Origin of the sequence: Streptomyces sp. NTH33, from assembly GCF_003236365.1 — a bacterium.
In the GTDB taxonomy this organism is placed as follows: Bacteria; Actinomycetota; Actinomycetes; order Streptomycetales; family Streptomycetaceae; genus Streptomyces.
In genome coordinates this window covers 1-11088 of the sequence record NZ_POTZ01000234.1, presented here as the reverse complement: position 1 = coordinate 11088, position 11088 = coordinate 1, and the positions used below count along the sequence as shown (strand labels likewise).

Below are 11088 nucleotides of genomic sequence, written 5' to 3'. Positions count from 1 at the left end.
CTCCCCCGCTCCCCAGCGGAACACCGCACCCGCCTGGCGCAGCTCGCCGAACGACGACCTCGTCCGGCAGGCCGAGCGGGTCAGGCAGCCGGCCGCGGGTGGAGTCACCACCTCCGGCCTGCCGCGCCGGGTGCCCCGGGCGAACCTCGTCCCGGGCACGGCTCAGCAGCAGCAACAGCACCAGAGCGGTCCGCAGGTCTCGCGTGCGCCTGACGACGTACGCGGCCGGCTGACCAATCTCCGTCGGGGCATCGCGCAGGGTCGTCAGGCCGGCCACGGCCAGACGGGCAGCTTCCCCACTCACCAGCAGGAGCGTTAGTTGAGCCAGATGAGCCAGGCGGCACAGAACCTCAACTGGTTGATCACCAACTTCGTGGACAACACCCCAGGGGTGTCCCACACCGTCGTGGTGTCGGCCGACGGACTGCTTCTGGCGATGTCCGAAGGGTTTCCCCGTGACCGCGCCGACCAGCTCGCGGCCGTCGCGTCCGGTCTCACCTCGCTGACCTCCGGGGCTTCCCGGATCTTCGAGGGCGGCACTGTGGCGCAGACGGTCGTGGAGATGGAGCGCGGCTTTCTCTTCCTGATGTCCATCTCGGACGGGTCGTCGCTCGCGGTCCTGTCCCACCCCGAGTGCGACATCGGCCTCGTCGGTTACGAGATGACCCTGCTCGTCGACCGCGCAGGGGCAGTCCTCACCCCCGACCTGCGCGCCGAACTACAGGGCAGTCTGCTCCACTGACCGGCTCCGGCACCACCCACCTCACCAAATCACCGTCCGGCCGCCACAATCCCCCCACCGGCCCTGTCAGACGGCTTGACTGACCGACTTGCTGTCCCGCCCGGAGGATTCATGACCCCGCCCCCCGCCTCTCATGATCCGTACGCAGAGTCGTACGGGGATGAGGGCGACCAGCCGCTGGTACGTCCGTATGCGATGACCGGCGGCCGGACCCGGCCGCGCTACCAGCTCGCCATCGAGGCGCTGGTCAGCACCACGGCCGACCCGGCAGCGCTGATGGGACTGCTCCCGGAACACCAGCGGATCTGTCACCTGTGTCGTGAGGTGAAATCCGTTGCCGAGGTGTCGGCTCTTCTCGCCATGCCGCTGGGCGTGGCACGAATTCTTGTCGCGGACCTCGCCGAGGCCGGCCTGGTGGCCATCCACCAGCCGGGCGGCGATGAGAACAACGGTGGCGCACCGGATGTGACGCTGCTCGAAAGGGTGCTCAGTGGACTTCGCAAGCTCTGACGCGGGCCGGGCGACCACCTCCGCGAAGATCGTGGTGGCGGGCGGCTTCGGCGTGGGCAAGACCACGTTCGTCGGCGCCGTCTCGGAGATCAACCCGCTGCGCACGGAGGCCGTCATGACGTCCGCTTCGGCGGGCATCGACGACCTCACCCACACCGGGGACAAGACCACCACCACGGTGGCCATGGACTTCGGCCGCATCACGCTCGACCAGGACCTGATCCTGTACCTGTTCGGCACGCCCGGCCAGGACCGGTTCTGGTTCATGTGGGACGACCTGGTCCGCGGCGCCATCGGCGCCATCGTCCTGGTCGACACCCGGCGCCTGGCCGACTGCTTCCCGGCGGTCGACTACTTCGAGAACAGCGGCCTGCCGTTCGTCATCGCCCTCAACGGCTTCGACGGCCAGCAGCCGTACAACCCGGACGAGGTCCGCGAGGCCCTGCAGATCGGCCCCGACGCGCCGATCGTCACCACCGACGCCCGTCACCGGGCCGACGCCAAGTCGGCGCTGATCACACTGGTGGAACACGCCCTGATGGCCCGGCTCAAGTGACGCTTGGGCGCCGCCGCCGCGCGTAGTGATCAAGTCGGCGAGACCGTACGGCAGTTGTCGTAGATGCATCGGGGCCGGCTGTGTCTTTTGACACGGTCGGCCCCGATGTTCATAACGTTTCGGCAGAGGAATCGGCTGGTGCGGCCACGCGTCGCGCACATACGGTGCCGCTGCGCGCACGATCCCCCGGACATTTGCCGAGGCTCGTTCTTTATGACCGTTTTATCTGGGGCTCGCAAGCATCTGCGCCGCTGGATCCGAGTGTTTGGAAGAGTCCATGCTGACGTGCTGGAATGCCTGAACTGCCCAATGGTCCAAGACGTACTGAGCAGTACTGGTCGTCTATGGCGGACAGGGTTCTGAGACACTGCGGCACAACGTAGGTGCCGACCGCCGAGAGGTTGTTGGTCGAGTGAGGCGAAGCAAGAACGGTCCCGCGCCGTCGGCCCGGGGCAACTTCACCCCGCCGCCGCGCGGTACGGCGCCCGCGCGTGTGCCCGGTTCGGAGCCGACGGCCCCTCCCGCCCCGAGCGGCGGCCGTTTCTCCCCGCGCAACTGGCGGGTGCCGACCCGGCTGAACGCGATCCTGCTCATACCCGTGCTGGTCGGCCTCGTGATGGGCGGCTTCCAGGTCAAGAGCTCGATCGACACCTGGCAGGAGGCCGAGGACGCCGAGAGGGTGGCCCTCCTGGTGCGGGCCGCCGAGGACTACGGCCAGTCCCTCCTCAACGAGCGCGACCTGACCGCCGCCGACCTGCTGCAGGGCAAGGGGGAGACGGAGCAGGTCAAGGAGTTGCGGGCGGCCACCGACGCGGCCAAGGAGGAGTTCGACCGCGTCGCGCAGGACCTGCCGCGCACCGCGGCCCTGGACCGCCGGATGAAGCTCTTCCGCTCCAACGAGACCGCCCTCCCGCAGCTGCGCCAGGCCGCCTACACGGCCGCCATGGACCCGGTGAAGACCGAAGAGGGCTACGTCGCCGTCCAGCACTCGCTGACGGAGTTCGCCAACGAGCTGGGCCTGGGCACCGGCAACGTCACCAGCTACGGCCGCACGGTCTACGCCGTCTCCCTGGCCAAGGCGGCCGCCTCGCTGCAGCGCTCCATCGGCGTCCACATGCTGGTGCGCCCCAGCCAGAAGCCGGCCGTCGCACAGCAGCAGCGCGTCTCCCTCGTGTCGTACCGCTACCTCGAGGGCATCGCGATCAACGAGTTCGTCTCCGGCGCCCCCGAGGACGACGTGAACCGCCTCGACGACGTCATGGCCAAGCAGCGCCAGGCCATCGGCGACAAGGGCGCCGCGGTCGGCGCCGGCCAGAGCTCCTCCACCCAGGGCGGCGCCTACACGGCGATGCCGGCCGCCGACGGCATGCTCCAGGGCGTCGCCTCCGGCACCCTCACCTCCGAGGAGCTGGCGGCGAAGGGCATCACCGTCAAGACCTGGCTGGGTGCCTACACCGCGAAGTTCGAGGGTTACCGCGAGGTCGAGACCGGACTGGTCGACAAGGCCGTGAGCGAGGCCCAGGACGTCGCCGACGCCGCCAAGCGTGACGCCCTCATCACCGGCGCCGTCGTCGTCGTGGCCCTGCTCGCCGCGTTCGTCCTGGCCGGCATGGTGGCCCGCCAGATGAGCCGCTCCATGCGCCGGCTGCGCAACGCCGCCTTCGGCATCGCCGAGCAGCGCCTGCCGATGCTGGTCGACCAGCTCTCGCGCACCGACCCCGGCCGGGTCGACACCCGGGTGGCACCGATCCCGATCACCTCGACCGACGAGATCGGCGAAGTCGCCCGCGCCTTCGACCAGGTCCACCGCGAGGCCGTCCGGCTCGCCTCCGAGCAGGCCCTGCTGCGGGGCAACATCAACGCGATCTTCACCAACCTCTCGCGCCGCAACCAGTCGCTGATCGAGGGCCAGCTGACCCTGCTCACCGACCTGGAGAACAACGAGGCCGACCCGGACCAGCTGGAGAACCTCTTCCGCCTGGACCACCTGGCGACCCGTATGCGGCGCAACGGCGAGAACCTCCTCGTCCTCGCCGGCGAGGAGCCCGGCCGCCGCTGGGACCAGCCGGTCCCACTGGTCGACGTGGTGCGCGCCGCCGCGTCCGAGGTGGAGCAGTACGAGCGCATCGAGCTGTCCGGCGTCCCCGAGGCCGAGATCCACGGCCGCGCCGTGACCGACCTCGTGCACCTGCTGGCCGAGCTCCTGGAGAACGCCACCACGTTCTCCTCCCCGCAGACCAAGGTCCGCGTCACCGCGACCCGTCTCCCCGACGGCCGCGTGATGGTCGAGATCCACGACAAGGGCATCGGCCTGACCGCCGAGGACTTCGCGGACATCAACCACAAGCTGGCCAACCCGCCCACCGTGGACGTGGCGATCTCCCAGCGCATGGGCCTGTTCGTGGTCGGCCGCCTCGCCGACCGGCACGGCATCCGCGTCCAACTGCGCCCCTCCGGCGAGCAGGCCGGCACCACCTCGCTGGTCATGCTGCCGGACGCGATCACCCGCGGCGGTGGCGGTGAGCAGGCGCTGGACCAGAACGAGTTCACCGTCTCGCAGATCATCCCCGAGCAGCAGTTCCAGGGTGAGGACTTCGGCGCCGCGGAGCCGATGCGCACCGCCGCGGAACTCGGCTTCGACGACAGCCGGTACGAGGTCCCGGACGACCTCCGGGGACTGGACCCCGTCAACCGCTCGCTCCACCGCAAGGAGCGCCGTGCCGCCCTGGAGTCGCAGACGCCCGGCCGGCCGCAGGGCCCGGGGACGGACGGGCAGACCGCCTACCCCGACGAGCACACGGGGCAGCAGCCGGTGTACGACACCGGTCGGACGCCCTACCCGGAGCAGGGCGGATACGACCAGCAGACGCTGTACGAGGAGCAGCGGCAGACCGCGTACGACGAGGCGGGACAGCCGTCGTACGACGAGGCGTACTACGCGCCGAACGGCGGCCTGCCGGACAACGAGTCCTATTCGTCCAACGGCGGTTACCCCGACCCCGCGTACACGGAGCCCGGACAGCAGGAGCACACGTCGGCCCACGCCTCGGCGCCGGAGACGTACCCCGGCCTCCAGGAGCCGTCCTACCAGGACGACTGGCCCCAGCAGGACGGCTACCGGAACGGTTACCCGGACCAGTACGCTCCGGAAGCGGAAGCCGCGCAGGCCACTGACGGGAACGAGACGGACCGCGTAGGCTTCGAGCGTCCGGGACCGGCCCCCTCCGCCGTCCACGAGCTGACCGACGCCGGGCTGCCCCGCCGCGGATCCACCGCGAGCGGTTCGAACGGCGCGCGGCCCGTGAACCAGGAAGCGCCGTCCCGTACTTCGGAGAGCAGCGGCGACAGCGACTGGCGTTCGGCGAACGACGAGCGCTGGCAGCAGGCCTCGCAACTCCGTAAGCCCAAGGCGGGCGGAGTGACCTCCTCCGGCCTGCCACGACGGGTGCCCAAGGCCAACCTGGTCCAGGGCACCGCGGAATCGACCCCGCAGGGCGGCCCACAGGTCTCCCGCGCCCCCGAGGACGTCCGGGGCAGGTTGAGCAACCTGCGCCGGGGTGTCCAGCGGGGACGCAGCGCAGGAAGTGAAAAGAACGGCCAGGGCTTCGGTCCTGACAGCACCTACAACCAGGAGCGTTAGTGTGAGCCCGATGAGCCAGGCGGCACAGAACCTGAACTGGTTGATCACCAACTTCGTGGACAACACCCCCGGGGTGTCCCACACCGTGGTGGTCTCCGCCGACGGACTCCTTCTGGCGATGTCCGAAGGCTTTCCCCGCGACCGCGCCGACCAGCTCGCGGCCGTCGCCTCCGGTCTGACCTCACTGACCGCCGGTGCCTCGCGCATCTTCGAGGGCGGCAGCGTGAACCAGACGGTTGTGGAGATGGAGCGGGGATTCCTCTTCATCATGTCCATCTCCGACGGTTCGTCCCTCGCGGTTCTCGCACACCCCGATGCGGACATCGGTCTCATTGGGTACGAGATGGCACTTCTGGTCGACCGGGCCGGCACGGTCCTCACCCCGGATCTCCGGGCGGAGCTCCAGGGAAGCCTTCTCAACTAACAGACAGACGGTGCGTCTTGGCGTCCCGGGGCCGTAAGGTTTCGGGACGCGGCTCCCCAGCAGCATCGGGTGCCCGGCACAGTCGGAGGAGGAGAGAAAGTGGCAACACCCCCAAGTGGTTCGCCTTCGGGCGACTGGTCGTACGGTCCCGTCCAGGGCCAGGGCGACGGATCGGTGAACCCATACTTCCCCTCCGCTCCGCACCACCGGCAGCCGTACGCGCCACAGGGCCCAGGCCCGTCGCCGTACGACCAGCCGCCGGCCCGGCGGATCCAGCCGGTGCAGCCACAGCGACGCACCCCCGAGCCGGCGCCCGCCGGGGCGTCGAACAACCCTCTGGTACGCCCGTACGCCATGACGGGCGGGCGCACCAGGCCGCGGTACCAGCTCGCCATCGAGGCACTGGTGCACACCACCGCGCAGCCGCACCAGATGCAGGGCCAGCTGCCCGAACATCAGCGGATCTGCCACTTGTGCCGCGAGATCAAGTCGGTGGCCGAGATCTCGGCCCTGCTGTCGATCCCGCTCGGCGTGGCCAGGATCCTCGTCGCCGACTTGGCGGAGGCGGGCCTGGTCGCCATCCATCAGCCCGGCGGCGACGAGAACGCCGGTGGCCAGCCAGACGTGACATTGCTCGAAAGGGTGCTCAGTGGACTTCGCAAGCTCTAGCGGCGGTCCTTCCCGCTCCACCACCTCCGCCAAGATCGTGGTGGCGGGCGGCTTCGGCGTGGGCAAGACCACGTTCGTCGGCGCCGTCTCGGAGATCAACCCGCTGCGCACGGAGGCCGTCATGACGTCCGCTTCGGCGGGCATCGACGACCTCACCCACACCGGGGACAAGACCACCACCACGGTGGCCATGGACTTCGGCCGCATCACGCTCGACCAGGACCTGATCCTGTACCTGTTCGGCACGCCCGGCCAGGACCGGTTCTGGTTCATGTGGGACGACCTGGTCCGCGGCGCCATCGGCGCCATCGTCCTGGTCGACACCCGGCGCCTGGCCGACTGCTTCCCGGCGGTCGACTACTTCGAGAACAGCGGCCTGCCGTTCGTCATCGCCCTCAACGGCTTCGACGGCCAGCAGCCGTACAACCCGGACGAGGTCCGCGAGGCCCTGCAGATCGGCCCCGACGCGCCGATCATCACCACCGACGCCCGTCACCGCGCGGACGCCAAGTCGGCGCTGATCACACTGGTCGAGCACGCGCTGATGGCGCGTCTGCGGTAACGCCCCGCCCGGTTGGAAAAGGTGGGTGCCCTCTCCTCGCGAGAGGGCACCCACCTTTTCCGTTCCACGGGAAGCTCCGCGGGAGGTTCCCACGGGAAGACACGCGAAGGGGGCCCACCCTGACGGGTGGGCCCCCTTGGGGTCGTGCGGGCTCAGTGCCAGCTGTGGGGGGCGCGGAAGCCGTTCTCCCGTTCCAGCCGGCGCCAGCCGGCCTTCGGGCGGCCGCGGTGAGTGAGGGCCGCGCCTGCCGGGCGGGCCGCCGCGCGGGCCATGAGGAGGGCCGTGATGGCAGCGACCTCCTCGGGTTCGGCGTGGCCCTTCTCGACGCGGATGTCGACGTTGTCCATGGGTGGCCTCCGTGGCTGGGTTACTGCGGCGGGTTGCCGTGCTTGCGGGAGGGCAGGTCGGCGTGCTTCGACTGCAGCATCGCCAAGGACTTGATCAGGACCTCGCGGGTGTCGGCGGGGTCGATGACGTCGTCCACCAGGCCGCGCTCGGCCGCGTAGTAGGGGTGCATCAGCTCGGCCTTGTACTCCTTGACCATCTTCTGACGCATGGCCTCGGGGTCCTCCGCCTCGGCGATCTGGCGGCGGAAGATGACGTTGGCCGCGCCCTCCGCGCCCATCACGGCGATCTCGTTGGTGGGCCAGGCGTAGGTGAGGTCGGCCCCGATGGACTGGCTGTCCATGACGATGTAGGCACCTCCGTACGCCTTGCGCAGGATCAGCGAGATCCTCGGCACGGTGGCGTTGCAGTAGGCGTAGAGCAGCTTGGCGCCGTGCCGGATGATTCCACCGTGCTCCTGGTCGACGCCGGGCAGGAAGCCGGGGACGTCCAGAAGGGTGACGATGGGGACGTTGAAGGCGTCGCACATCTGCACGAAGCGGGCGGCCTTCTCGGACGCCTCGATGTCCAGGACGCCCGCCAGCACCTGGGGCTGGTTGGCGATGATGCCGACGACCTGGCCGTCGAGGCGGGCCAGCGCGCAGACGATGTTGCGCGCCCAGCGCTCGTGGACCTCCAGGTACTCGCCGTCGTCGACGATCTCCTCGATGACCTTGGTCATGTCGTAGGGCCGGTTGCCGTCGGCCGGGACCAGGTCCAGCAGGACGTCGGAGCGGCGGTCGGCGGGGTCGGAGCACTCCACCCGCGGCGGGGTCTCCCGGTTGTTCTGCGGCAGCAGGGAGAGGAGGTACCGCACCTCGGCGATGCAGGTCTCCTCGTCGTCGTAGGCGAAGTGGCACACACCGGAGGTCTCGGCGTGCACGTCCGCGCCGCCCAGCCCGTTCTGCGTGATCTCCTCGCCGGTGACCGCCTTGACCACGTCCGGGCCGGTGATGAACATCTGCGAGGTCTCGCGGACCATGAACACGAAGTCGGTGAGCGCGGGGCTGTAGGCGGCGCCGCCCGCGCACGGGCCGAGCATCACGCTGATCTGCGGGATGACCCCGGACGCCTTGGTGTTGCGCTGGAAGATGCCGCCGTAGCCGGCCAGCGCGCTGACGCCCTCCTGGATCCGGGCGCCCGCACCGTCGTTGAGGGAGACCAGCGGGGCACCGGCCGCGATGGCCATGTCCATGATCTTGTGGATCTTCGTGGCGTGGGCCTCGCCCAGCGCGCCGCCGAAGATGCGGAAGTCGTGGGCGTAGACGAAGACCGTCCGGCCCTCCACCGTGCCCCAGCCGGTGATCACACCGTCGGTGTACGGCTTCTTGGCCTCCAGACCGAACCCGGTCGCCCGGTGCCGGCGCAGCTGCTCGACCTCCTGGAAGGAGCCGGGGTCCAGGAGCAGTTCGATCCGCTCCCGCGCGGTCAGCTTGCCCTTGGCGTGCTGCGCCGCCGTCGCCTTCTCGCTGGGGCCCGCCACCGCCTGCGCACGGATCCCGTGCAGTTCGGCGACCCGCCCGCGCGCGTCCGCCGGCTCACCCGTCGTCTCTTCCAAAACGGTCATGTAGCGACCTTACGAAGGACACCAAGGAAAGCGGGCCGTCGACTCCGTACAGTCTCCGGCCCGTTTTCCTGGTACCCCTGAACAGAACCCGGGCGTGTTGCAGCCCTTTCGACTGCTCAGAGGGCGCTGCCCTTGTGGAGGTGCCACAAACCGAGGTCGCGGGAGCCCTCTCACATTCAGGCGGGCGGATGCCGCCCCTCGGGTGACACCGCGTCCGTCCGGTCAGCAGCCGCCGCAGTTGTAGTACGTGACGTCCCAGTGATTGCCCTCGTCGGCGTAGATGTTGCCGGAGGCCGACTTGTACTGCGGGGCGCCGTCACCGCGCAGGCCGATGTAGGCGAAGGTGTTCTTGATGTAGTTGGTCACGCAGGTGTTCTTGCCGTAGTCGAGCTTGTAGCCGTTCCAGTGGGAGTAGGTACCGGAGGCGTGGCCGGTCTCGGTGCCGCCGGTGATGTTGAGGGCGCAGCCACTGGCCCTCTTGAGGGTCTGGGCCCCTTTCGCCGTGTCCAGGTTGAGCTGCTCGAAGGACGTGCAGGTCGAGACGTTGCGGTTGGAGCAGTTGCCGGAGGAGGACCAGGTGATGCCCACGTCGCGGAACATCTGGGTCGCGGTGGCGTGGCTGATCTTGGTGACGGCGAAGGCGTCGGTGGCCGTGCCCATGACGGCGACGCCGGGGGCGACGACGAGGGCGAGGGCGGTGAGGGCCGCGCGGGCCTTGGTGAACCTCGTGACCTTGGTGGTCTTCATGGAGAACCTTCCTGCTGTTGGCCGTGGCTGGTGTGGGGCGGCTGTGCAGGTGGTGCAGGGAGATGGTGCCCGAGATCTACGCGCGTCCGCCAGAGGGCGTACGAAGGTGACCGCGCGCAGTCCGGGCGACACACGGCAGAGGATGTTGAAAGTTGAATGGAATAGGACTACGGTCGTGACCGTTGAGCAAGTTGAATGTTCAACTTACTCGGCGCCTGTCCCCGCGCCGAGCGACCGTCTCTTCTGAGAGGAACACCCCATGGGCATCTTCGGCCGCAAGAACACCACCACCGAGAGCACCCCCGCCCCCGCCCCCGTGAACCCGGACCTGGCCGCGCTGACCGGCGAGTACACGATCGACCCGGCGCACTCCACGCTCGGCTTCGTCGCGCGGCACGCCATGGTCACGAACGTCAAGGGCAAGTTCAACGACTTCACCGGCGCCCTCCACCTGGACGGCGGCAACCCCTCCGCCTCCACGGCGTCCATCGACGTGAGGATGGACAGCATCGACACCGGCTCGGCGGACCGTGACGGCCACCTGAAGAGCGCGGACTTCTTCAAGACCGACGAGTTCCCGGAGATGACGTTCCGCTCCACCAAGGCCGAGGCCCTGGGCGGCGCCGACTACCGCATCACCGGCGACCTGACCATCCTCGGCGTCACCAAGCCGCTCACCATCGACCTCGAGTTCAACGGCTCCGCCAAGGACCCCTTCGGCAACGAGCGCGTCGGCTTCGAGGGCAAGGCCGAGATCCTGCGCTCCGAGTGGGGCCTGACCTGGAACGCGGCGCTGGAGACGGGTGGCTTCCTGGTCTCCGACAAGATCAAGCTGAACTTCGACATCTCCGCCATCAAGAAGGCCTGACCGGCCGCGGATTCTCAGAACCCGCCCCCGAAGTCGCTCGGGTTGAAGTCCGCGCCGGAGACGTCGCCGCCCTCGTAGCCGCCGTACCCGTCGTAGCCTCCGAAGTCGCCGTAGCCGGTGCCGTAGCCGGCCGCGTAGGACGGGGTGGCCATCATGCTGCCGAGCAGGGTGCCCACCAGGAGGCCCGGGAGGAGGCCGCCGCCGAAGTAGCCTCCGGCCCAGGGGCCGTACGCGGGACCGGCGTCCCAGTAGGGGCGGCGGCCCCAGTCCGTGTCCACCTCGCGGACCTGCGGGTCGCGGCCGTCGGCCAGGCGGACCCGGTCGGCGGCGCAGACCGGGACCTGACGGGGCGCCCCACCCGGAGGCGTCCACGTCGCGTCGGCGACCGAGGGGCCGTGGCGCGGGTCGAAGAAGCAGGG

11 protein-coding genes and 2 pseudogenes are annotated in these 11088 nt (G+C 69.5%); 9 read left to right on the top strand and 4 right to left on the bottom strand.

Annotated elements, in window-relative coordinates; translation table 11 throughout:
• The 8 genes and pseudogenes from C1I97_RS21630 to C1I97_RS21595 form a co-directional block, all read left to right on the top strand.
• Positions 1 to 319, top strand: a pseudogene (locus tag C1I97_RS21630) (hypothetical protein); the annotation flags it as partial.
• A gap of 9 nt (positions 320 to 328) precedes the next feature.
• On the top strand, positions 329 to 742 hold the full coding sequence (locus C1I97_RS21625; protein ID WP_111004874.1) for a roadblock/LC7 domain-containing protein: 414 nt from the start codon (positions 329 to 331) through the stop codon (positions 740 to 742).
• A 111-nt stretch (positions 743 to 853) separates the two neighbouring features.
• Positions 854 to 1252 carry a DUF742 domain-containing protein gene (locus C1I97_RS21620; RefSeq protein ID WP_111004873.1) on the top strand — a complete coding sequence of 133 codons (399 nt, stop codon included), beginning with the start codon at positions 854 to 856 and terminating at the stop codon, positions 1250 to 1252.
• The gene (locus C1I97_RS21615; protein ID WP_111004872.1) at positions 1233 to 1808 is read left to right on the top strand and encodes a GTP-binding protein; all 576 of its coding nucleotides are present in this window, start codon (positions 1233 to 1235) and stop codon (positions 1806 to 1808) included. Before C1I97_RS21620 ends, C1I97_RS21615 begins: the two co-directional genes overlap by 20 nt.
• A 412-nt stretch (positions 1809 to 2220) precedes the next feature.
• A complete protein-coding gene (locus tag C1I97_RS21610; protein WP_111004871.1) occupies positions 2221 to 5448 on the top strand; it encodes a sensor histidine kinase in 3228 nt (1075 codons plus the stop codon).
• Positions 5449 to 5458: 10 nt separating this feature from the next.
• On the top strand, positions 5459 to 5872 hold the full coding sequence (locus tag C1I97_RS21605) for a roadblock/LC7 domain-containing protein (RefSeq protein ID WP_055493648.1): 414 nt from the start codon (positions 5459 to 5461) through the stop codon (positions 5870 to 5872).
• Positions 5873 to 5971: 99 nt separating this feature from the next.
• The gene (locus tag C1I97_RS21600; RefSeq protein WP_111004870.1) at positions 5972 to 6541 is read left to right on the top strand and encodes a DUF742 domain-containing protein; all 570 of its coding nucleotides are present in this window, start codon (positions 5972 to 5974) and stop codon (positions 6539 to 6541) included.
• Entirely contained in the window at positions 6522 to 7103 is a 582-nt protein-coding gene (locus tag C1I97_RS21595) for a GTP-binding protein (RefSeq protein ID WP_100572095.1), read from the top strand. The genes C1I97_RS21600 and C1I97_RS21595 overlap by 20 nt, the downstream gene beginning before the upstream one ends.
• A gap of 152 nt (positions 7104 to 7255) precedes the next feature.
• Here C1I97_RS21595 and C1I97_RS21590 read toward each other — a convergent pair whose 3' ends face one another.
• The 3 genes from C1I97_RS21590 to C1I97_RS21580 all read right to left on the bottom strand — a co-directional run bounded on the left by C1I97_RS21590 (position 7256) and on the right by C1I97_RS21580 (position 9801).
• A complete protein-coding gene (locus C1I97_RS21590) occupies positions 7256 to 7450 on the bottom strand; it encodes an acyl-CoA carboxylase subunit epsilon (RefSeq protein WP_111004869.1) in 195 nt (64 codons plus the stop codon).
• 20 nt (positions 7451 to 7470) lie between these two features.
• Complete coding sequence (locus tag C1I97_RS21585; RefSeq protein ID WP_111004868.1) at positions 7471 to 9054, bottom strand: acyl-CoA carboxylase subunit beta; 1584 nt, start codon at positions 9052 to 9054, stop codon at positions 7471 to 7473.
• A gap of 222 nt (positions 9055 to 9276) precedes the next feature.
• Entirely contained in the window at positions 9277 to 9801 is a 525-nt protein-coding gene (locus C1I97_RS21580; RefSeq protein ID WP_111004867.1) for a hypothetical protein, read from the bottom strand.
• Positions 9802 to 10060: 259 nt separating this feature from the next.
• Between C1I97_RS21580 and C1I97_RS21575 the strand changes: the two genes are divergently transcribed.
• Complete coding sequence (locus tag C1I97_RS21575) at positions 10061 to 10669, top strand: YceI family protein (protein ID WP_111004866.1); 609 nt, start codon at positions 10061 to 10063, stop codon at positions 10667 to 10669.
• Positions 10670 to 10683: 14 nt separating this feature from the next.
• On the opposite strand, the pseudogene C1I97_RS21570 reads toward C1I97_RS21575, so the two are convergent.
• Positions 10684 to 11088, bottom strand: a pseudogene (locus tag C1I97_RS21570) (hypothetical protein); the annotation flags it as partial.